We start from the raw sequence: 20605 nt of genomic DNA, 5'->3' as shown, positions 1-20605 counted from the left end.
CGCGGGCACTCCCTTATTTGACGGTCGCCACTTGGCCTTTGGCGCGGGTTGCCAAGCCCTTGAGCTGCTCGGCGCGGGTCTGGGCCTGATTGAACTGCTCGGGGCTCAAGTTGAAGCGGCTGACGAACTGCGACGCCTGCTTCCAGTTGTTCTGGTAGATCAGCAAGGTGACCATGTTCGTCGCCGCCAGTGAGTTGCTCTGATTGAGTTCCATCGCCGTGAGGAATTCGAAGCGGGCGTCGTCCATGCGTAGCTGGTTGAGGTAGACCACCCCCAGGTCGTTGCGGATTTTTTCATCGATGGGCGACAGTTTGGCGGCCCGTTGCAAATGTTCCAGGGCCTGGCCGTTATCGCCCTTGGCCACCGCCAATTGGCCCAGGCCATGTTCGCCCTCGGCCGCCAGGCACGTGCCCAGCAGGCTGCGGTACATCGGCTCGGCCTCGCTGCGGCCGAGCAGCCGGTACACCTTGGCCTTGCGCAGGCGCACCTGAGGCAGGTTGTCCGCCAGGTTCTGCAGGTTGGCCAGGCTGGCGTGCAGCTTGCCGTCATTGGCCAGGTCATCGGCGAGGTTCAGTGACAACTCCTGGTCCGAACTGGGCTTGGAGCAACTGCTGGCGCCGGCAAAACCGGACCAGGGTGTCTGGCCCATGTTCGCGCAACCGCTCATCAACAACACGCTGCAGGCGGCAATCAGTAATTTCATGGTGCGTCCTCTCAAGGCCCCATGGCCTTGGAAATGGCGATAAACCCAGGGCCGGCCAACACAATCAGCAGCGCGGGAAACAGAAAGACCATCATCACGACCGACATCTTGGCCGACATCTTCGAAATGAATTCCTGCATGCGGGTCAGGCGCCGGTCATCCAGCAATTGCTTGAGCGCCTGCAATGACTTCATCGCGCCGCCGCCCTGATGCAGCAGCTGTTGCAGGATTGCGCAGGTGTCGCTGAACTCATCCACGCTGAGCATCAGGCTGGTCTTGCTCAGCTCTTCGCCCAGCTCCAGGCCCGAGTCCACACGTGCCAGCACCAGGCGCAGCTCCGAGGTCAGCACCGGCAGCAACTGCTGGGCTTCGTTGGACATGACCCGCAGGGTTTGCTCCACGGCCATGCCCGACTCGAACAGGATGCGCAGCAGCGGGATAAAGGTCGAAACCTCCTGGGAAATTTGCTCCTGGCGCCGCTTGGCCACGGACGCCAGCACGCGCTTGGGCAGCAGATAGCCGGTGGCAAAACCCAGTAACGGCGCGAGCCAGGCATGGGTGACATCCGGGAAAAACAGGCTTTGCAAGAGGATGGTCAAGCCGAGGAACAGGAACGGCGTGCCCACCTGGCAGGCGGCAAACAGCGAGCGTTGGCTGGCTTTTCTCCAGCCGATGCGGTTGAGCAGGACCTGGGTTTCGTTGTCCAGGCTGATGGTGCGCTGGCCGATCCGCGTGTTGCCCAGTTGGCGCAGCAGGTGCCCGACCTTGTCGTTGCGCACCGTGTCGCCTTGCAGCCGTTGGGTCACCAGGCGTTGCTGGCGGCGCTGGCCGATCAGGTTGACGGCCACCAGGGCGAGTGCGGCGAGAAACAGCGCGATACTGATCAGCACGGCCATCTCAAATACTCCTCAGCATGCGCCACAGCGCCACACAACCGATGATCTGCATGCTGAAGGCGCCGATCAGCAGCAACTGGCCGCTGCCATCGGCCCACATGCCCACCAGGTAAGTCGGGTTGGTCAGCAAAAAATAGCCGGCCACGCTGACCGGTAGCAGTGCCAGCACCACGGCGGTAACGCGGGTTTCGCCGGTCATGGCGCGCAATTGGCGCGCGCCCTGGTCGCGCTCGCGGATCATCTTGATCAGGTTTTCCAGCAGATCGCTGGCGTTGCCGCCATAGCGATGGTTGACCTTCAAGCCGAGGGCAAACAGGCGCAGTTCATCCTGTTCATACAGCTCGGCGAAATCGTGCGCCGCTTCCGGCAGGCTGACCCCCAGCAACACGTTGCGCTTGATGCGGCCCATGGCGGTCTGCAACGGGTCTTCGCTGGCATCGATGGCGCCGAGCACCGCATCGGCCAAGGTGCGCCCGGACTTGAGGCTGCGCACGGCGTGGTCGAGCAATTGCGGCAGTTGCTCGATCATGCGCCGCAACCGCCGTTGATAACGCAGCGAGATGTAGAAACGCAGCGCCAGCGGCGGCGTCAACAGCATCACCAGCAACCCCAGCCATTCGAAGGCGAGCAAACCCAGCAGCGCGCCGAGCGCCCACAGGGTCAGCCACAGACCCAGGCGCTCGGTCGGCTTGCCCAGGCCTGCGCGCATGAAGGTGCGTTCCAGGCTGGTCAGTACCGGGTTGTGCTCCGGGCTGTCGGGTTGCCCGTGGGCCAGGCGCTCCAGCACGCGGTCGGTCTGCGCCTGGCGCACGCCACGGCGCATCAGGTGCAGGCCGAGCAACAGCATGGCCAGGGACATCAGCGCGAGCAGAATCGGAGCAAACATGGGCGGCGCCTCCTACTGCGGCAGGTGGCTTTCGCGGCGCAGTTTGTCGCCGGCGGGGTTGATGGCTTCGCGCAAAAAACCGTAGCCGGTGCGTTTGTCGAGACGGAACAGGGTGTTGGTGACATACACGTCATCGCGCACGCCCACCACTTCCACCACCTCGGTGACGCAGCGGCGGCCGTCGGGCATACGGGACAACTGGATGATCACGTCGAGCGCCGCGCAGATCATCTGGCGCAGGGTTTTCTCTGCGACGGTGCGCCCGGTCAGCCCCACCAGGGTTTCCAGCCGCAGCAGCGCATCCTGGGCGTTGTTGGCATGCACGGTACTCATGGAGCCATCGTGACCGGTGTTCATCGCGGTGAGCACGTCGAGCACTTCCACGCCGCGAATCTCGCCGAGGATGATGCGGTCGGGGCGCATCCGCAGGGCGTTGCGGATCAGGTCGCTGGCCTTCACTTCACCGTGCCCCTCGGCATTCGGCGGGCGGGTTTCCAGGCGCACCACGTGGGGATGGCCCAGTTGCAACTCGGCCACGTCTTCGATGGTGACCAGGCGTTCGTGGGGGTTGATCAGTTGGCTGAGAATGTTCAGCAGCGTGGTTTTACCGGTGCCGGTACCGCCGCTGATCAGGATGTTGCAGCGCTTGCCCACGGCCTCCTGGAAGAACTCGAAGATCGGCTGGTCGATGGTCTGCATGGCCACCAGGTCGCTGCTCTTGAGCATGTCCTTGCGGAACTTCCTGATCGACAGGCACGGGCCGTCGAGGGCAATCGGCGGGATGATCGCGTTGACCCGGCTGCCATCGGGCAAGCGCGCATCGACCATCGGCGAGGACTCGTCCAGGCGCCGTCCCAAGGGCGCGAGGATGCGTTGCATGACGCGCTCCACATGGTGGTCATCGATAAAGCGCAGGTCACTCTGGTGCAGCAAACCATCGCGTTCGACGAATACCCGGTGCGGGCCGTTGACCAGGATTTCCGTCACGGAGGCATCGCGCAGCAGCACTTCCAGCGGGCCGAAACCGGTGAGCTCGTCGACGATCTCTTCGGCCAGGCGCTCCATCTCATAGCGGGAAATCGCCAGGTGCATACGGGTGATGTATTCGTTGACCTTGTCGATCACGAACTGCGCGAGGGACTGGCGTGTGCCTTCCAGCAGGTTTTTCCCCGACTCTTCGATGGCGTCGATGATGTAGCGGTGCAGCACCAGCTTGAGGCCGTCGTGATCGGTATTGCCGACCGCACCGCGCCCGCCTGCGCCGGGCACGCCGAACAGCTTTTCGCCGCTCACTTGGTGCCCCACAGGCGGGTAAGCCAGTTGGCCGAGGGTTTCTCAAGGCCTTCGGAACGTTTGGCCAAGCGCTCGCCAAGCATCCGCAAGCCTTGGCTCAGGGGTTCGCGCGGGGCCAGGGTAAACAGGCTCTGGCCCTGGTTCTTCGCGTTCAGGCGCAGTTCTGCGGCCAGGGGCAACACGGCGGCGACTTCCAGGCCAAAGGTTTTGCCCAGGGCGTCGGCCTCGGGCGCGGCGCCTTTGATGTAGCGGTCGATCAGCAACCGGCCGTGTTCCAGTTTCATGCCTTTTTCGCGCCAGCGATTGAGCACCGCCAGGTTGCGCCGGCAGTCCAGCACGCTTTGGTCGGTGCACCACAACAGCTTGTCGCAGTGGCTGACGAAGGTGCGCAGGGCTTCGCTGTCCGGTTGGCCGGTGAGGTTCACCACGATGTGCTGGAAGTGTTGGCGCAGGGCGCTGAGCAACATGTACAGCTCGGCGGCGCTGGTGTGTTCCAGGGGCTCGTCGCTGTCGGTGTAGGCGAGGATGCGCAGGCCCGCCTCGGTGGCGGTGAAGGCGCTGTTGATCAGGGTGGCGTCGAGGCGGCGCAGGTGGCGCAAGGCATCGCCAAAGTGAAACGAGCTTTCCAGGCCCAGCAGCGCCAGGCTGTCGCCCCGGGGCAGGCCGAGGTCGAGGACCAGGGTTTGCTGGCCGCTTTTCTGCACCACATGCGCCAGGTGCCCGGCGACCATGGCACCGTCGGTACCGCACTGGGTGCCATACAACACGGTGAGGCCGCCCAGGTGGCTGGTGTGGGCGACGGCCGGCAGGCGTTTGCTCAGGCGCCGCACCAGCCCCGCGACTTCGCTGGAGCGCGAGCCGTAGGCGACAAAATCCCGGGCGCCGGCGCGCATGGCGTTCAGCACCAGCTGATTGTCCATGCCGTCGCCCAGGGCCACGATAGCCAGCATCGGCTTGGCCTCCAGGGCGCCTTCGATCAGGGCGCATTGGTTGGTGACGTTTTCACGGTCGAGGCCGATGAACACCAGGTTGGCGAAGGTCACGTCCACCAGTGCGAGCAGCTCGTCGAGGCTGCCGCTGCCGGCGCTGACCACTTGGCCCAGAGGCGCGAGGGCGCCTTGCAGCCATTCCAGGTCGGTGCTGTTGCGGGTGATTGCCAGGAACGTCTGGCTCAGGCTTTCGCTCATTGGGAGAGTCCTGTGCGTCGGTCGAAATTGCCGTTTTCGAGGAAGAACAGGCGGTACCAGTTCGGGTCGTAGCTGCGCAGGTTTTCCCCTGGCAGCGAGGGCAGTTGCGCATTGGCGGCGAGGGGTTGGACGAGGTGCGGGGTGACGATCATCAGCAGCTCTTTTTCTTCACGGCTGATGTTGGAGTCACGGAAGAACGCACCGAGGATCGGGATGTCCCCCAGGCCTGGAAACTTGGCGATGGTGGAACGGTTGTTGGTGCTGATCAGGCCGCTGATCACGAAGCTCTCGCCATCGGCCAGGGACACGCTGGTGTCGGTGCGGCGCACGGTGAGCGCGGGCACCTGGATGCCCTGGATCGCGATGGCGTTGCTGTAGTCCAGCTCGCTGACTTCCGGCGCGACCTTGAGGGTGATGCGGTTGCGGTCGATCACCGTGGGGGTGAGGGTCAAGCGAATGCCGAACTCCTTGTACTCAATGGAAATGGTGTCGCTGCCGGCGCTGGGCACCGGAATCGGCACTTCGCCGCCGGCCAGGAAGGTCGCGCTCTGGCCGCTCAGGGCCACCAGGCTGGGACGCGCCAGGGTGTAGGCGAAGCCGCTGCTTTCCAAGGCGTTGATCATCGCCTTGACGCGGCCGCCGCCAAAACCGACGTTGAAGTTATCGGTGCTCACCGGCAGTTTGAACACGCTCTCTGAGGGGGAGACGATGCTCGGGCTGCTGACGAAAAAGTTCGTGCCGATCCCGAGAAATTTGGTGCTCGCCTCCTTGAGCTTGGTGCGGCTGACTTCGACAAAACGGATATCGGTCTGCACCTGGCTGGGCAGCGACGGGTCTTCCGAAGGCGACAGCGACAGGCTGGTCAGCGCCGACGTGGCCTTGCCCTTGACGAACACCATGGTCTGGCGCGGGCTGGGCGAGCAGGCGGTCCAGATCATCAGGCTGGTGGCGCCGGACGAGACGCCGGTAAGCAGGAAGGCCTGGGTGCCGTTGACGTGCACATCGGCGATTTTCGGGTCGCCGACCGCCAGCCGGGTAATGGCGACCGGGGACTGGATGGCCTGTTGCAGGCCTTCACCGACCTCAAGCGTCGCCGGCAACTGCCCCAGGCTGGCGCAATTGCCCGGTGCCGCCTGTGCCGCGCCGACGGGCAGGGCAAGGGTGACCAGGGCGCAGAACACTCGCGAAAACTTCGGCATGGAACGACTGCTCATTCAAGGCATCCTTAGCGCTATCAGGGCGTTTGTTGAGTGACCTGGTTACCGCGTATCACCTCGACACCCGAACGACGCGGGGCGGCATTTTTGGTGGCTGTCGGGTTGAAGTTGCTGATGGGTGGCGCGGTTTGCGCCAGTTGATTGAACTGGTAGAGGTCGCGCTTGGCGGTGTCGAGGTTCTGCGCCGAGTCGCTGTCGCCGGCCCAGTAGCGGCTCAGGCGCTGTTCGTCGGCGCTGCGCACGGCCAGGCGCAGGCTGCCGGCCTGCACCGCGAGGACCAGGCGGCTCATCAATTGCTCGGGCACGGCCAGCAACACCGTGCGCGCACTGGCACGGCCTTGTTGTTGCCGGGCTTTGTCCTCGGCGGTGACGGCCACCGCTGAGCCAGGCGTGCCGTCGTTGGTCAGCCCCAGTTGATCGCCCACGCCCAGCAGGCGCAGGGCCGGCACGACAGTTTGCGCGGAGGGCTGCGGGTTGCCGTTTTCCGAGCGCAGGTACAGCATCACATCCACATAGTCGCCGGGGTTCAATTGGCCGCCGGCGCCGGTCACTTCATCCACCGCGACCGCCAGTGCGCGCTCGTCGGCGCGGATCATGCGCGACAGGTTGCCGCCGGCGTTGAAGCTTTCTTCGGTCAGCCAGGTGCCGGCTTGCAGGGCGCGCCATGGCGTGCGGCCGACCGCCTGCTCCAGTGAGGTGAGGCTGCCGGCGGGGACGGTCTTGAGTTTCTCCACCGTCAGGTCGGCGGCGGTGAGGGCGACAAAGGGCGGCACGTCATGGGCCAGCACGACCACGGGTTGGCGGGTCGGGTCTTCGATGGCAGCGACAGGGCCGTTATTAATGACAGGTGGTGCAACGGCGACAACCGGTTCCGGACGGCTGAGAACGAGGCCCCAGTACCCGGCAATCAACGCCCCCAGTAACAGTACCCCGGCCAGAATCATGCTGATACGACTGCTCATGAAGGCTCTCCCTTTCCTACTGCCAGACCTTTCAACGGGTCCATCCAGCGACTACGCAATCAGTTCGTTCTGGGTATTCAACTATTTCGCTATTTGAAGGTAGTTGAGCTAGGACAAAATGCCATTACTGCATGGAAATATTGTGTATCGGCGCGCAAACATTGGCGCTTTGACGTCAGACTTCTGACTAATACTTTGTGATTAGTCGGTTATTACACTTGTGGGGAGTGAATTTGCCGACAATGCTCTAGTGGCATAGCGAGATCATGTTGCAAGCCCGCTACATCGGCGCTCTCAGCGCAAAGGAGAAGTCATATGTTCCTTGATGCCATTCGCAAAGTGTTTATCAAAATCCAGATTCTGTCTTATGGAAGAGAGGGGGCCTCAGGTATTGAATATGCGATTGTCGCGGCCATGTGTGCGGCGGTGATCGGGCTTTTCATGACGCCGATCAGCACTAAGGTAAAAGCCATTTTCACCTCGATTCAAACCGGTATCGGCACGTGATGTTTTAGCGAAGCGCTTTCTCCTCTTTTGACGGAGCTCTACATGCAACTCGAAGAACGCATTCGTTTTATCTATGTGAAAGCGTGGGTCATGGTGAGCGCCAGGGACGGCGCCTCCGGCATTGAATACGCCATTGTGGCGGCGATGTGCGCGGCGGTGATCGGGATCTTCATGACTCCGATAAGTGACCGTGTGAAGGCGCTGTTCGAGCTGGTCCAGACGAGCATCGCATCGACTTGATCAATCCCGCGACACGACTAACCTGAGTGCATTCTTAGTGTCAGGATCTTTCGCCATGAGCCCCTCTGCGCCTGCTTCGCGGCAACAACTTCTCCTGGTGGACGACGAAGAGGACGCCCTGATTGAACTTGCTGAATCCCTCTCCAACGAGGGATTTGTGTGTTTTACCGCCACCTCCGTGACCGACGCGTTGCAGGAATTGACCCTCAACCCGGACATCGCGCTGATCATCACTGACCTGCGCATGCCCGAGGAAAGTGGTATCTCCCTGATCAAGCGCCTGCGCGAACACACCTCTCGCCAGCACTTGCCGGTGATCGTGATGTCGGGCCACGCCGAGATGGATGACGTCAGCGACATGCTGCGCTTGCAGGTGCTGGACCTGTTTCGCAAGCCCATCTACCTGGTGCGGTTGATCGATACCCTCAACAGTTTGTTTCCCCTGCAAAAACGCCAGTTCTAGCAGCTAGTTGGGCTCACTGTGGGAGCAGGCTTTTGTGGGAGCTGGCTTGCCTGCGATAGCTATGTGCTGGGCGCTGAGGCTTTTTGGTCGGAGTACATATCCGTTATTTAGGTAACGGCTGACATTGGTTCCGCCCTTACGGCGGGTCACTTTTGGAAAAGAGTCCCAAAAGTAACCAAAAGGGCTCTTGCCCCACCACTCGGCACCTCGCCTAGGCTCGGTGTTCCCTCACTCCGGCTTGAATCCGTGGGCCGCCGTCATGGGCCATCCCTGGCCCAGGACGGCTAACCCGGCGTCCTGCCGGGTTACCCACGGATTCAAGCCTGCGTTCGGCCAGCGTGGTTAACGGGGCGCCTAAGATCAAGATCAAAAGCTGAAAAGCCAGAGCTTCGGGGTTTGTCAGGTCCAGTCGTTGTGTAGATACATATGGCTATCGCAGGCAAGCCAGCTCCCGCAGAGGTCCTCCTACACACATCGGCCTGATCAGAGTTGGTAGCTGAAACTCAGCGTATACCGCGGCCGCCGGTCAAAGCTGTCCAGCGCGACGTCCGACAGTGGCTTGGCCGCCTCCAGCGCAATGTTGTAGTACTGGCTGTCGCCAAAGCGCAGGCCCACGGCGGCGGACGACAGGTCGTTGCCCCTGATCGGCAGCACGTTGAACCAGGTCTTGGCGCGGTCGAGCACCACGTACGGTTGCAGGATGCGCACCCAGTCGCCGGCACGGTTGTAGCTGTAGTTGATCTCGTACGCCAAGCCCCAGCCCTTGTCGCCCGAGCCCTGATCATCGGGGTAGCCGCGGGCGAAATTCTGCCCGCCGAAGGTGGCGCGCTCGCTGTCGGGCAGGGTGTCGTCACTCCAGTAGAACGCCGCGGAAAGCACGCCCTGGAAGTTGCTGCCGAACAGCTTGTTGCTTTGCACGCCGGACAGGCGCAGGCGGAAGAAATCCAGGTCGGGTTTTACCCCGTCGAAGTCGCTGTGGGTCTTGGCGCCCAGGCCATTGATGCCTTGGTAGAGGCCGGCGCTGAGGATGCGAAGTTGGTCGGTGTCGGCCTTGCGCCAGTCGCCTTCGAAGGCCAGGGCGCGCAGGTTGGTTTCGAGATCGAAGCGGTTGGGGAAACCCACCAGTTGATAGCGGGTTTTCTGGTCGACGCCATAAATGCGTGTGCCGAGGCTCAGGGATTCGGTTGGCGAGGCAATCACGGGGTGGCTTACACCAATGGAGAAGCGGTCGATGGCCTGGTGCGGCTTGAGCTGGAAACCGCCGTCCAGTTGCACGTTGGTGCCAGGGTCCGCGCGGTAGCGTTCCCCCGACAGTGCCAGCTGGGTGCCCTCGGCGTTGACGAACTGGCTGTAGGCGGCGCGGTAGTAGTGTTCCTTGTCGTTGCCCGGCGGCGCCAGGGTGCTGACGCTCAACTGTTCACCCATCGACGTCTGCGAGTTGCTGGTGGCGCTGAGCAGCGCTTGCAGGCCGCCACGGCTGGCCTGGTTGAGGCTCATGCTGGTGGTGAAGGGCTTGCGGCTGGCGGTGATCTGCATGTGGGTGCCGCCATCGGTGGTGCGCGGCGGCGGCACTTGCGCCTGCAAGGTCACGCCGGGAATCGCGCCCATCAGCGTGGTGTAGCGCTCGAAGGTCTTGCGGGTGAGTGGGCGTTCGGCCTTGAGCTTGTCGGCGAGTTTCTCCACGTAGGCCGACACCGAGCCGATATCGCCTTGCACCTGGTAATCGCGCACATAGCCCTCCACCAGCACCACGTGGACCAGGCCACCCTCGAAACTTTGTTCCGGCAGGAAGGCATAGGACAGCAGGTAGCCGTCCGCCTGGTAGCGCTTTGTGATGCTGCGGGTGGCCTCGATCAGCTGGGCGATATTGGTTTCATGGCCAATCAGCGGTTCGAAGGCCAGCGCCAGGTCCTTGAGCGGGTAGACCGTGCCGCCGTCGATCTGCAGTTTGCTGATGGTCACTTTGGTGTCCATCAGCAGCGGCTGGGCTTCGCCGGCCGCAGGCGTTGGCAGCTGGGTTTGCGGGGTGTTTGGCCGGTAGGCGTCGGCGGGCAGGTTGGGCACGGGCAGGTTGCGGATGGTGTCGTTGCTATTGAGGAAACTGGGTAGGGTTTCGGCGTGGGCGTAAGCACTGAGGGTAAGCAACAACAGCGGCGTCAAAGCGCGCATAGGACACTCCATGGTCAAAACTGCAGCAGCGTTTCGCAGATTCCCGCCGGGCTCTGGGGCGCGGTTCGGGTGCCTTTCATTGGCGCATAAAAAAGACGAGAGACTTATTGGGTCTCTCGTCTCAACCAAGCGTAGGCGCTGTAGGGGAGGCCGTCTAATCGGCCAGGTGCAATTCTATTTTGTGCCGGTCAGGCCACCGAGCAAACCGCCCAGGCCGCCGCTGGTGCTGGCCCCTGCACTGGCGCCGGCAGATGCGCTGCCGCCCAGGCTCAGGCCGCCGCCGAGCAAACCGCCACCGCTACCGCTGGTACCACCGGTGACCAGGCCGCCCACCGAGGTGACGGTGTTGCCGACTGCGCTGACGGTGCCGCCCAGGGCATTGGTGACCGGGTTGGCATTGGTGCCGGTGATTTTGCCGCCCAGGCCGCTGACAGCGCTGCCGACGTTGGTCACCAGGCCATTGACCGGAGCTCCCAGGCCAGTAGTGTTGCCGACGTTTTGGGTGAGGCTGGTGACGCCACTGGTGACTGGGTTGAGTGCGCTGCCCAGGCTGGTGGTGAGTGCTGCGACCGGAGCACCTGCGGCGGTGTTCGGTACGCCGCTGCCGCCCAGCAGAGTGCCCAGGGATGCAACCGTGCCGCCGACGCTGCCACCGGTGACGCCTGCTGCGCTGACCACACCATTGGTGTTGCCTGCATTCAGGCCGTTGCCGGCGCCAGCAATCACGCCGCCGACGAGTTCCGGCAGGCCGAGGTTGCCAGTGCCAATGCCGCCGCCGGAACCGCTGCCAGTGCCAGTGGTTGGGTTGACATAGCCGCCGGCGCTGCCGACCACGGTGCCCACGCCATTCAGCACGCCGCCCACGGCGCCCGTTACAGGGTTGCCGGTGCCGCCCGCGCCGGCGACTTTATCGCCGAGGCCGTCGACGGTACTGCCGACTTTGTTCAGCAGGCCGCCAACCGGGCTGCCCAGGCCAGTTGCGCTGCCGACTTGGCCGGTGGTTTTTTCTACCAGGGAAACCACTGGCACCAGCACTTTGGCGCCCACGGTATTGGTGAGCGAACCCAATGGGCCGGTGGTGCTGGCGGTGCTCAGGGTGTCGCCGAGCATGGTCACGACGTTGCCGACTTTATCGACCACACCGCCAACCACTGGCGCGGCGCCACTCACCACCGGCACTTGGCCGAGCAAGGTGGCGACGTTGCCGCCGGTGGTGCTCACGCCATCACCCAGGTCGGAGACCGCGTTGCCCACACCGGCCAGGGTGGTGCCCACGGCATTACTGTTGGTGCCGATAGTGCCCAGCCCGTCTGACAGGCCAGTGCCGATGCTGCCGACGGCGTTGCCGGTCGCGGTGACCAGGCCGCCCGTGGTGGCGCCGACAATCGGCAAGCTGCCCAGGGTAGTGCCGAGGCTGCCGACAGCGGTGCCTACGCCGGTGACGGTGTCGCCTACGGTGTCCACGACAGTCGCGGTGACCAGAGGGGTGGTGGTACCGCCACCGGTGCCACCGCCCGTACCGCCGCCAGTGCCGCCAGTGCCGCCGCCCGTGCCACCGCCGGTTCCGCCGCCCGTGCCACCGCCGGTTCCGCCGCCAGTGCCGCCAGTGCCGCCGCCCGTGCCACCGCCGGTTCCGCCGCCAGTGCCGCCAGTGCCGCCGCCCGTGCCACCACCGGTTCCGCCGCCAGTGCCACCGCCCGTGCCGCCACCGGTACCACCATCTGTGCCACCGGTGCCGGCCGTTGTATCGTCAGTGGAGGACGAACCACCACTGTGATGCCCGCCACCACCGCTGCTGCAACCGCCGAGCGTCAATGCTACCGCCAGTGCCAGCGCGGTACTTGCTTTCCAAAACACTACTTGAGTTTTCATGATTGAGTTCCCTGCACCTGTACAACCTTGGTTGTCTTCAAACGCTCGCCATTTCTATGGAAGGCGATGCGTTTGTCCGTGTGGCTATAACAGGCCAGGGGGCTATTTCTGACAATGCTCAACTTGGTATTAACGATTTATATACGGTCGTAAAGTCTCTGCTTAGGGACTAATGCCAAGGATATAAGATGTGGATGTATCAAGATGTATATTTGTTTTTAATCAATGGCTTGAATGAAATAGCGGACTTTATAAAGTCCGCTATAACTTAGGGTGTATATATACAATTAAGCAGTGTGTTTCAGGCGATCGGCTGCCATTTGCCTACCATATGTTCAATATCGCCCGCGCCGCTCAAGCGACATTCACCCGCTGAACCGGCGGCGCTGGCAAACAACGTCACTTCACTGGGCAGACGCACGGGTTTCCTGAACTCGACGCTGATCTCAACATTGGCGGCGGGCAAGTGTTCACCCAAGGCGGCGAGGGTGTACGCCTTGTTCCACAGCCCGTGGGCGATGGCCTGGGGAAAACCGAACAGCTTGGCGGTCAGGGCGCTGAGGTGGATCGGGTTGTAGTCGCCGCTGACCCGGGCATAACGCCGGCCGATATCGGCGGGGGCTTGCCAGCGCATCAGCTCGCTGACGTCGGTGGGGCTCGGTTGCGCCGCGTCCTCGGGTTCGCCGTCGAGCTTTACGCCTCGGCAAAGCATGCGGCTTTCGGCTTCCCACAGCAGGCCGAGGGCATCTTCGACGGTGGTTACCAGCTCGAAGGTCGCGCCCTTGGGGTGCGGCTTGAGGTTGCGCGTGCGCACGCTGAGGGTCAGCTCGCTGACACCGCCCAGGGGCCGGTGGATACGGATGGTATTACTCAGGTGAATCAGCCCCAGCAGCGGGAAAGGGAAGCTGTTGTCGGTGAGCAACTGCATCTGCAAGCCGAACGCGAGGACATGGGGATAAGTCGCCGGCAGCATAGCGCTGTCGGCAAACCCGCAGACTTTGCGGTATTTGGCGACAGCGTCAGGGTTGACGGTCACCCGGCAGCGCAGCCCGCGCTCGGGCAACGTGTTGCCGGTGATTTTGCGTTTGAGTGCCGCGCGCCAATACAGCGGCAGCAGCGACGGTGTGCTGTGCAACGTTTGCCAGTCCATGCCTACGCTCCCAAGAGACTTTGCCCACACACCCGCAGCGCCTGCCCGCTGACGGCACCGCTGCCCGGCTGGCCGAGCCAGGCCACGGCTTCGGCCACGTCATGGGGCAAACCACCCTGGCCCAGCGAGCTCATGCGGCGCCCGGCTTCACGCAGGGCGAAAGGGATATGCGCGGTCATCTGGGTTTCGATAAACCCCGGCGCCACGGCGTTGATGCTGATGCCCCGGCCTTTGAGCAACGGTGCCCAGGCTTGTGCGAGGCCGATCAAACCGGCCTTGCTCGCGGCGTAGTTGGTTTGCCCGCGATTGCCGGCGATGCCGCTGATGGACGCCAGCAGCACCACGCGGGCGTTGTCGTGCAGGGTGGCGCTGTCGATCAGCGCCTGGGTCAGTACTTGCGGGGCATTGAGGTTTACTGCCAGCACCGCGTCCCAGTATTCCGGGGTCATGTTGGCCAGGGTTTTATCGCGGGTGATGCCGGCGTTGTGTATGAGAATGTCGAGGCCATCGGGCAGGTGGTCGATCAACTGCTGGGCGGCGTCTGCGGCGCAGATATCCAGCGCCACGCTGCGCGCACCCAGGCGGGCGGCGAGGGCGTCGAGGTCGGCTTTGGCCTGGGGCACGTCGAGCAGGATCACATCTGCACCGTCGCGGGCCAGGGTTTCGGCGATGGCCGCGCCGATGCCACGGGCGGCACCGGTGACCAGCGCCTTGCGCCCGGCTAGCGGGCGAGTCCAGTCCTCGACCTGGGTTGCGCACGTCTCCAGGCGAATCACCTGCCCGGAGATGTAGGCGCTTTTGGGCGAGAGGAAGAAGCGCAGCGCGCCCTCCAACTGGTCCTCGGCACCGTCGCCGACGTAGAGCAATTGCAGGACGCCGCCATTGCGCAGCTCCTTGGCCAGGGAGCGGCTGAAACCGTCGAGGGCACGTTGGGCACTGGCGGCGAAGGGGTCGTCGAGGCTTTCCGGCGCCCGGCCGAGGATCACCAGGTGCGCGCTGTTATCGAGGTTTTTCAGCAGCGGCTGGAAGAATTCGCGCAGTTGCTTGAGTTGGTCGGTGTGCTGCAACTCGCTGGCGTCGAACACCACCGCCTTGAGCTTGGGACCGTGGCCGGGAATCCAGGTCGAGGTCTCGTCGCCGTAGGTGTAGATAGCGTCGGTGAGTTTGTGGGCAAAGGCCTGCACCTTGCCCACCAGCGCACCGCCGCCCAGCAGCAGCGCCCCTTCCACCGGGCGCAGGCGACCGGCTTGCCAGCGTTCCAGGCGTACCGGTGACGGCAGGCCAAGGGCGGCGACCAGGCGATGGCCGAGGCTTGAGTTGGCGAAGTCGATATAACGGTCAGACATGGAACGCTCTCCGAAAGCTGGGGTTCAAAGGGTTGACCACCCCGGGGCGGTAGTCGTTCGATCAGCCTAGGCTAGGCTGAATGATTCCACCCACAACCTTCAGGGAGCTTTCCATGACTCAATTGCGCCGCGTAGCGATCATTGGCGGTAACCGCATTCCCTTCGCCCGCTCCAATGGTCCGTACGCCACGGCGAGCAACCAGGCGATGCTGACGGCGGCGCTGGAAGGCCTGATCGAACGCTACAACCTGCATGGCCTGCGCCTGGGCGAGGTGGCGGCGGGCGCGGTGCTCAAGCATTCCCGTGACTTCAACCTGACCCGCGAATGCGTGCTCGGCTCGCGCCTGTCGCCGCAAACCCCGGCCTACGATATACAGCAGGCTTGCGGCACCGGGCTCGAAGCCGCTTTGCTGGTAGCCAACAAGATCGCCTTGGGCCAGATCGAGTGTGGGATTGCCGGCGGTGTGGACACCACGTCCGACGCGCCGATTGGCGTGAATGAAGGGCTGCGCAAGATTCTGCTGCAAGCCAACCGCAGCAAATCCATGGCCGACAAGCTGAAAGTCTTGTTACAACTTCGCCCCCATCACCTCAAGCCGGAACTGCCGCGCAATGGCGAACCACGTACAGGGTTGTCCATGGGCCAACACTGCGAACTGATGGCACAGACCTGGCAGATTCCCCGCGCCGAGCAGGATCAGTTGGCCCTGGAAAGCCATCAGAAAATGGCGGCGGCTTACGCGGAGGGCTGGCACAACGATTTGCTCACGCCGTTCCTGGGCCTGACCCGTGACAACAACCTGCGCCCCGACCTGACCCTGGAGAAACTCGCCGCGCTCAAGCCGGCATTCGAACGCAGCGAAAAGGGCACGCTCACCGCCGGTAACTCCACACCGCTCACCGATGGTGCGTCGTTGGTGCTGTTGGGCAGCGAGGCCTGGGCGAAGGAGCGCGGTTTGCCGATCCTTGCTTATTTGCGCGATGGTGAAGCGGCGGCGGTGGATTTCGTCAACGGTGCCGAAGGCCTGCTGATGGCACCGGTGTATGCGGTGCCGCGCTTGTTGGCGAGGAATGTTCTGACGCTGCAAGACTTCGATTACTACGAGATCCACGAAGCCTTCGCGGCTCAGGTGTTGTGCACGCTCAAGGCATGGGAGGATGCGGACTATTGCAAGACGCGCCTGGGGCTGGATGCACCCCTGGGGAGCATCGACCGCAGCCGCTTGAATGTGAAAGGCAGTTCCCTGGCGGCGGGGCATCCGTTTGCGGCCACGGGTGGGCGTATCGTCGCCAACCTGGCCAAGTTGCTGGATGCGGCAGGCAAGGGGCGCGGGCTGATTTCCATCTGCGCGGCGGGCGGGCAGGGGGTCACCGCGATCATTGAACGGTGAAACTGGCCTATTGAATGCATTCTTAAGTGATCAACGGTCGGTAGCCCCTCCCACCGGCGAGCCGATTGCCGTATAACGAGTGCCATACGCGTATTTGGTAATAAAGGACCCACAATAAAAGCTGATGAAGACTCCTAAACGCATTGAACCCCTGATCGAAGACGGTCTGGTCGACGAAGTGCTGCGCCCACTCATGAGTGGTAAAGAAGCAGCTGTTTATGTGGTGCGCTGCGGCAATGAATTGCGTTGCGCCAAGGTTTACAAGGAGGCGAATAAACGAAGTTTTCGTCAAGCGTCCGAATACCAGGAGGGCCGCAAGGTCCGTAACAGTCGTCAGGCCCGGGCCATGGCCAAGGGCTCCAAGTTCGGCAAGAAAGAAACCGAAGACGCCTGGCAGAACGCTGAAGTGGCGGCGTTGTTCCGCCTGGCCGGCGCGGGCGTTCGCGTGCCCCAGCCGTTCGACTTCCTGGAAGGCGTGCTGTTGATGGAACTGGTGGCCGACGAGTACGGCGATGCGGCGCCGCGTCTGAACGACGTGGTGCTGGAGCCGGACCAGGCGCGTGAGTACCACGCCTTCCTGATCTCGCAAATTGTGCTGATGCTGTGTACCGGCCTGGTGCACGGTGACTTGTCCGAGTTCAACGTACTGCTGACGCCGACAGGCCCGGTGATTATCGACCTGCCCCAGGCGGTGGATGCGGCGGGCAACAACCACGCGTTCAGCATGCTGGAGCGGGATGTGGGCAACATGGCCTCGTACTTCGGGCGCTTTGCCCCGGAGTTGAAGAAGACCAAGTACGCCAAGGAAATGTGGGCGTTGTACGAAGCCGGTACCTTGCACCCGGCCAGCGTCTTGACCGGCGAGTTCGATGAGCCGGAAGAGTTGGCGGATGTCGGCGGTGTGATCCGTGAGATTGAAGCGGCGCGGCTGGATGAAGAGCGCCGGCAGGCGATTCGGGCGGCGGATGATGCACCGCAGAGCAAAGTGCCGGACGAGCCACCGCCGCCACCTTGGATGCAGTGATGTGATCGTTCCCACGCTCCGCGTGGGAATGTCTCACTGGACGCTCTGCGTCCGCTCTTGGGGATGCGGAGCGTCCCTGGCTGCGTTCCCACGCGGAGCGTGGGAACGATCATCAGGCCGAGCAGCAACTCCCCGACGCCAACTCCTTGAGAATCGGACAATCCGGCCGATGATCGCCCTGGCAGTGCTCCACCAGGTCCTGCAACGTATCGCGCAACTGCCCCAACTCCAGAATCTTCTGATTCAACTCATCGATATGCTGGCGCGCCAAGGCTTTCACATCGGCGCTGGCCCGTTGCCGGTCCTGCCACAGGGTCAGCAGCTTGCCGACCTCTTCCAATGAAAACCCCAGGTCCCGCGAGCGTTTGATAAACGCCAGGGTGTGCAGGTCGTCGGCACCGTACACGCGGTAGCCGCTGTCGGTGCGGTGGGCGGCTTTGAGCAGGCCGATGGATTCGTAGTAGCGAATCATCTTCGCGCTGAGCCCGCTCTGGCGTGCGGCTTGGCCGATGTTCATGGGCGATGGTCCTCCAGGTCCTTGGGTTTCCAGGTTTTCAGCAGCAGGGCATTGCTCACCACGCTGACGCTCGACAGCGCCATCGCCGCGCCGGCCAGCACCGGGTTGAGCAGGCCGAACGCCGCCAGGGGGATGCCGATCAAGTTATACACAAAGGCCCAGAACAGGTTCTGGCGGATTTTTGCGTAGGTCTTGCGGCTGATCTCCAGCGCCGCCGGCACCAGGCGCGGATCGCCGCGCATCAGGGTGATGCCGGCCGCGTGCATGGCCACGTCGGTGCCGCCGCCCATGGCGATGCCGATGTCGGCGGCCGCCAGGGCCGGGGCGTCGTTGATGCCGTCGCCGACCATGGCCACCACGCCGGTTTTTTTCAACTCGGCGACGGTGGCGGCTTTGTCGGCGGGCAGCACTTCGGCGTGTACGTCGTCGATGCCCAGCGCTTCGGCCACCACACGGGCACTGCCACGGTTGTCGCCGGTGAGCAGGTGGCTGCTGATGTGCTGCGCCTTGAGGCGGTTCACCGCTTCCAGCGCGCCGGGCTTGAGGGTGTCGCCAAAGGCAAACAGCCCGAGCACACGGGGTTGCGCGCCTTGCTCGATCAGCCAGGACAAGGTGCGGCCTTCGGCCTCCCAGGCCTTGGCGGAGTCGGCGAGATCGCCGGCGTTCAAGCCGCTTTCTTCGAGCAGGCGGCGATTGCCCAGGGCCAGTTGCCGGCCATCGAGGGTGCCGGCGATGCCGCGTCCGGTCAGGGATTGGCTGGCGGTCACGTCCGCCACTGGCAGACCCTGCTCATTGCACGTATCCAGCACGGCCTTGGCCAGCGGGTGTTCGCTGCCGCGTTGCAGCGCACCGGCCTGTTGCAACAGCAGGGCTTCGTTGCCATCCACGGCGGCGAGGTGGGCGATTTTCGGCGCGCCAGAGGTGAGTGTGCCGGTCTTGTCAAAGACCACCGCGCTCACTTCATGGGCGCGTTCCAGGGCTTCGGCGTCCTTGATCAAGATGCCATGGCGCGCGGCCACGCCGGTGCCGGCCATGATCGCGGTCGGTGTGGCCAGGCCCAGGGCGCACGGGCAGGCAATCACCAGCACGGCCACCGCATTGATGATCGCGGTTTCCAGCGACGCGCCGTACAGCCACCACCCCACCAACGTGACCAACGCCAGCACCAGCACGGCAGGCACGAACACTTGGCTGACTTTATCCACCAGTTTCTGGATCGGCGCCTTGGCGGCCTGGGCGTCTTCCACCAAGCGGATGATCCGCGCCAGTACGCTTTCGGCACCCAGGGCGGTGGTGCGCACCAGCAGGCGGCCTTCGCCGTTGATGGCGCCGCCGGTGACCTTGTCCCCCGGCTGTTTGGGCACCGGCAGGCTTTCGCCGCTGATCAGCGCTTCGTCGGCGTGGCTTTGGCCTTCGACCACTTCACCGTCCACCGGGAAGCGTTCGCCGGGTTTGACCAGCACCAGGTCGTCGAGGGTCAGGGCGCTGATGGCGACGTCTTCTTCACGCCCGCCGCTTACCCGAATCGCGCGCTCCGGGCGCAGGGCTTCCAGGGCGCGGATGGCGCTGGCGGTCTGGCGCTTGGCGCGGCTTTCGAGGTATTTGCCCAGCAGCACCAGGGCGATCACCACGGCCGAGGCTTCGAAGTACAGGTGCGGCGCCATGCCGGGGTGGGCGGTGAGCCATTCATAGATGCTCAGGCCATAACCGGCGCTGGTGCCGATAGCCACCAGCAGGTCCATGTTGCCGGCGCCGGCGCGGACGGCTTTCCAGGCGGCTATATAGAAGCGCGCACCAAAAATGAACTGCACCGGCGTGGCCAGGGCGAATTGCACCCAGGCGGGCAGCATCCAGTGCAGGCCGAAGGGTTCCACCAGCATCGGCAGCACCAGTGGCAGCGCCAAGGCAATCGCAAACACCAGCGACCAGCGCTCGCGGTGCAGGCGCTTGGCCTGATCGACCTCGGTGGCGGTTTCGCTTTGCGGCAGGCTGGCGGTGTAGCCGGCTTTGTCGACGGCGGCGATCAATACGCTGGGGTCCATCTGGCCCGCGACTTCGACATGGGCGCGTTCGTTGGCCAGGTTGACGCTGACGCTTTGCACCCCCGGCACTTTGCCCAGCGCGCGCTCGACGCGGCCGGCACAGCTGGCACAGGTCATGCCGCTGATGGGCAGGTCAAAGGTGGTCGATCCATTCATGGGGCAGTCCTCCAGGAGAAGTTGCCCCTAGGATCAACCTTGACCTGTGGGGAAGGTCAAGTGCTGGACGCGGAGCGTCCCAAGAGGCATTCCCACGCGGAGCGTGGGAACGATCGGTGGCGGCGGTCAGTATTCCAATGCGGCGGGCTTGAGGTAAATGCCGTCCGGGCCCTGGGCAATGCGCAACTTGCGCACGTCACCGGCCTTCAAGGTGATGTTCTGCGCCGGTGGCGCCAGCAGCCCGGGCAGGCAGCCTGGCGCCTGGCCCGGCAGCAACTTGAGGCGCAGCGACAGGTTACCCGCCGGCAAGTTGAACGAGGTGGCTTGCTCCTGGAACAGCCGCCCGGCCAGTTGATCGTTGAGGTACAGGCCGATCTCGCAGTTGGTCGGCACTTCCAGGCGTTCCCGGGAAATGATCAGCACCGCGTAGTCTTCTGCGGCACTGGCCATCGGTGCGGCGGCAGATAAGCTCATCAGGCCGGCAAGGGCAAAAAGCGACCAGCGCATGGCGAATGCTCCGTGATTCAAATCTAAGAGGGTTCAAGCTTGGCCGACCGCGCGAGGGAATACCAGCCCGGCCGATG

At 63.6% G+C, this 20605-nt stretch carries 19 protein-coding genes; 5 read left to right on the top strand and 14 right to left on the bottom strand.

Going from position 1 to position 20605, the window contains the following annotated elements:
• Positions 1-13 precede the first annotated feature (13 nt).
• From ACZRMO_RS11015 to cpaB, 7 genes are read right to left on the bottom strand one after another with little or no spacing between them, the layout of a single operon-like run.
• Positions 14-703 (bottom strand): tetratricopeptide repeat protein, encoded by a 690-nt coding sequence (locus ACZRMO_RS11015; RefSeq protein WP_463972872.1) that lies wholly within the window; start codon positions 701-703, stop codon positions 14-16.
• A gap of 11 nt (positions 704-714) precedes the next feature.
• Positions 715-1599 (bottom strand): type II secretion system F family protein, encoded by an 885-nt coding sequence (locus ACZRMO_RS11010; RefSeq protein ID WP_463972871.1) that lies wholly within the window; start codon positions 1597-1599, stop codon positions 715-717.
• Position 1600: 1 nt separating this feature from the next.
• Complete coding sequence (locus ACZRMO_RS11005) at positions 1601-2485, bottom strand: type II secretion system F family protein (RefSeq protein ID WP_463972870.1); 885 nt, start codon at positions 2483-2485, stop codon at positions 1601-1603.
• 12 nt (positions 2486-2497) lie between these two features.
• Entirely contained in the window at positions 2498-3778 is a 1281-nt protein-coding gene (locus ACZRMO_RS11000; RefSeq protein ID WP_463972869.1) for a CpaF family protein, read from the bottom strand.
• Positions 3775-4965, bottom strand: a complete 1191-nt coding sequence (locus tag ACZRMO_RS10995) for a pilus assembly protein (protein ID WP_463972868.1) — start codon at positions 4963-4965, stop codon at positions 3775-3777. The genes ACZRMO_RS11000 and ACZRMO_RS10995 overlap by 4 nt, the downstream gene beginning before the upstream one ends.
• Positions 4962-6179: a type II and III secretion system protein family protein gene (locus ACZRMO_RS10990; protein WP_463972867.1), complete on the bottom strand. Its 1218-nt coding sequence runs from the start codon at positions 6177-6179 to the stop codon at positions 4962-4964. The genes ACZRMO_RS10995 and ACZRMO_RS10990 overlap by 4 nt, the downstream gene beginning before the upstream one ends.
• Positions 6180-6199: 20 nt before the next feature.
• On the bottom strand, positions 6200-7144 hold the full coding sequence (gene cpaB / locus ACZRMO_RS10985; RefSeq protein ID WP_463972866.1) for a Flp pilus assembly protein CpaB: 945 nt from the start codon (positions 7142-7144) through the stop codon (positions 6200-6202).
• 315 nt (positions 7145-7459) lie between these two features.
• Here cpaB and ACZRMO_RS10980 point away from each other — a divergent pair, with 315 nt between their 5' ends.
• The 3 genes from ACZRMO_RS10980 to ACZRMO_RS10970 are packed head-to-tail and all read left to right on the top strand — an operon-like array spanning position 7460 to position 8354.
• Positions 7460-7651, top strand: a complete 192-nt coding sequence (locus ACZRMO_RS10980) for a Flp family type IVb pilin (RefSeq protein ID WP_257781327.1) — start codon at positions 7460-7462, stop codon at positions 7649-7651.
• 42 nt (positions 7652-7693) lie between these two features.
• Positions 7694-7891, top strand: a complete 198-nt coding sequence (locus ACZRMO_RS10975; RefSeq protein ID WP_463972865.1) for a Flp family type IVb pilin — start codon at positions 7694-7696, stop codon at positions 7889-7891.
• Positions 7892-7946: 55 nt separating this feature from the next.
• On the top strand, positions 7947-8354 hold the full coding sequence (locus tag ACZRMO_RS10970) for a response regulator (protein ID WP_207043724.1): 408 nt from the start codon (positions 7947-7949) through the stop codon (positions 8352-8354).
• 483 nt (positions 8355-8837) lie between these two features.
• Here ACZRMO_RS10970 and ACZRMO_RS10965 read toward each other — a convergent pair whose 3' ends face one another.
• From ACZRMO_RS10965 to ACZRMO_RS10950, 4 genes are all read right to left on the bottom strand, one after another.
• Positions 8838-10523 (bottom strand): ShlB/FhaC/HecB family hemolysin secretion/activation protein, encoded by a 1686-nt coding sequence (locus ACZRMO_RS10965; protein ID WP_463972864.1) that lies wholly within the window; start codon positions 10521-10523, stop codon positions 8838-8840.
• Between the two features lie 174 nt (positions 10524-10697).
• Entirely contained in the window at positions 10698-12395 is a 1698-nt protein-coding gene (locus ACZRMO_RS10960; protein WP_463972863.1) for a collagen-like triple helix repeat-containing protein, read from the bottom strand.
• Positions 12396-12696: 301 nt separating this feature from the next.
• Entirely contained in the window at positions 12697-13545 is an 849-nt protein-coding gene (locus ACZRMO_RS10955) for a MaoC family dehydratase (RefSeq protein WP_463972862.1), read from the bottom strand.
• 2 nt (positions 13546-13547) lie between these two features.
• The gene (locus ACZRMO_RS10950) at positions 13548-14891 is read right to left on the bottom strand and encodes a 3-oxoacyl-ACP reductase (protein ID WP_463972861.1); all 1344 of its coding nucleotides are present in this window, start codon (positions 14889-14891) and stop codon (positions 13548-13550) included.
• 113 nt (positions 14892-15004) lie between these two features.
• Here ACZRMO_RS10950 and ACZRMO_RS10945 point away from each other — a divergent pair, with 113 nt between their 5' ends.
• Positions 15005-16282, top strand: a complete 1278-nt coding sequence (locus ACZRMO_RS10945; protein ID WP_463972860.1) for an acetyl-CoA C-acetyltransferase — start codon at positions 15005-15007, stop codon at positions 16280-16282.
• 124 nt (positions 16283-16406) lie between these two features.
• Entirely contained in the window at positions 16407-17306 is a 900-nt protein-coding gene (locus ACZRMO_RS10940; protein ID WP_017735277.1) for a PA4780 family RIO1-like protein kinase, read from the top strand.
• Positions 17307-17418: 112 nt separating this feature from the next.
• On the opposite strand, the gene cueR is transcribed toward ACZRMO_RS10940, so the two are convergent.
• The 3 genes from cueR to ACZRMO_RS10925 form a co-directional block, all read right to left on the bottom strand.
• The gene (gene cueR, locus ACZRMO_RS10935) at positions 17419-17823 is read right to left on the bottom strand and encodes a Cu(I)-responsive transcriptional regulator (protein WP_463972859.1); all 405 of its coding nucleotides are present in this window, start codon (positions 17821-17823) and stop codon (positions 17419-17421) included.
• Complete coding sequence (locus ACZRMO_RS10930; RefSeq protein ID WP_463972858.1) at positions 17820-20021, bottom strand: heavy metal translocating P-type ATPase; 2202 nt, start codon at positions 20019-20021, stop codon at positions 17820-17822. The genes cueR and ACZRMO_RS10930 overlap by 4 nt, the downstream gene beginning before the upstream one ends.
• A gap of 126 nt (positions 20022-20147) precedes the next feature.
• Positions 20148-20528 carry a hypothetical protein gene (locus tag ACZRMO_RS10925; RefSeq protein WP_463972857.1) on the bottom strand — a complete coding sequence of 127 codons (381 nt, stop codon included), beginning with the start codon at positions 20526-20528 and terminating at the stop codon, positions 20148-20150.
• Between the last annotated feature and the right edge of the window lie 77 nt (positions 20529-20605).

The sequence above is a fragment of the Pseudomonas sp. B611 genome, assembly GCF_055407965.1.
The sequence above is the reverse complement of the archived record's forward strand: the minus strand, read 5'-3'. Positions and strand labels throughout refer to the sequence as shown.

Coding starts and splice junctions, on each gene's coding strand:
- ACZRMO_RS10950 (WP_463972861.1), bottom strand. CDS start 14,891: ATGTCTGACCGTTATATCGACTTCGCCAACTCAAGCCTCGGCCATCGC.
- ACZRMO_RS10970 (WP_207043724.1), top strand. CDS start 7,947: ATGAGCCCCTCTGCGCCTGCTTCGCGGCAACAACTTCTCCTGGTGGAC.
- ACZRMO_RS11010 (WP_463972871.1), bottom strand. CDS start 1,599: ATGGCCGTGCTGATCAGTATCGCGCTGTTTCTCGCCGCACTCGCCCTG.
- ACZRMO_RS10955 (WP_463972862.1), bottom strand. CDS start 13,545: ATGGACTGGCAAACGTTGCACAGCACACCGTCGCTGCTGCCGCTGTAT.
- ACZRMO_RS11015 (WP_463972872.1), bottom strand. CDS start 703: ATGAAATTACTGATTGCCGCCTGCAGCGTGTTGTTGATGAGCGGTTGC.
- ACZRMO_RS10940 (WP_017735277.1), top strand. CDS start 16,407: ATGAAGACTCCTAAACGCATTGAACCCCTGATCGAAGACGGTCTGGTC.
- ACZRMO_RS10925 (WP_463972857.1), bottom strand. CDS start 20,528: ATGCGCTGGTCGCTTTTTGCCCTTGCCGGCCTGATGAGCTTATCTGCC.
- ACZRMO_RS10960 (WP_463972863.1), bottom strand. CDS start 12,395: ATGAAAACTCAAGTAGTGTTTTGGAAAGCAAGTACCGCGCTGGCACTG.
- ACZRMO_RS10945 (WP_463972860.1), top strand. CDS start 15,005: ATGACTCAATTGCGCCGCGTAGCGATCATTGGCGGTAACCGCATTCCC.
- ACZRMO_RS10965 (WP_463972864.1), bottom strand. CDS start 10,523: ATGCGCGCTTTGACGCCGCTGTTGTTGCTTACCCTCAGTGCTTACGCC.
- ACZRMO_RS11005 (WP_463972870.1), bottom strand. CDS start 2,485: ATGTTTGCTCCGATTCTGCTCGCGCTGATGTCCCTGGCCATGCTGTTG.
- ACZRMO_RS10975 (WP_463972865.1), top strand. CDS start 7,694: ATGCAACTCGAAGAACGCATTCGTTTTATCTATGTGAAAGCGTGGGTC.
- cpaB (WP_463972866.1), bottom strand. CDS start 7,144: ATGAGCAGTCGTATCAGCATGATTCTGGCCGGGGTACTGTTACTGGGG.
- cueR (WP_463972859.1), bottom strand. CDS start 17,823: ATGAACATCGGCCAAGCCGCACGCCAGAGCGGGCTCAGCGCGAAGATG.
- ACZRMO_RS10930 (WP_463972858.1), bottom strand. CDS start 20,021: ATGAATGGATCGACCACCTTTGACCTGCCCATCAGCGGCATGACCTGT.
- ACZRMO_RS10990 (WP_463972867.1), bottom strand. CDS start 6,179: ATGAGCAGTCGTTCCATGCCGAAGTTTTCGCGAGTGTTCTGCGCCCTG.
- ACZRMO_RS10980 (WP_257781327.1), top strand. CDS start 7,460: ATGTTCCTTGATGCCATTCGCAAAGTGTTTATCAAAATCCAGATTCTG.
- ACZRMO_RS10995 (WP_463972868.1), bottom strand. CDS start 4,965: ATGAGCGAAAGCCTGAGCCAGACGTTCCTGGCAATCACCCGCAACAGC.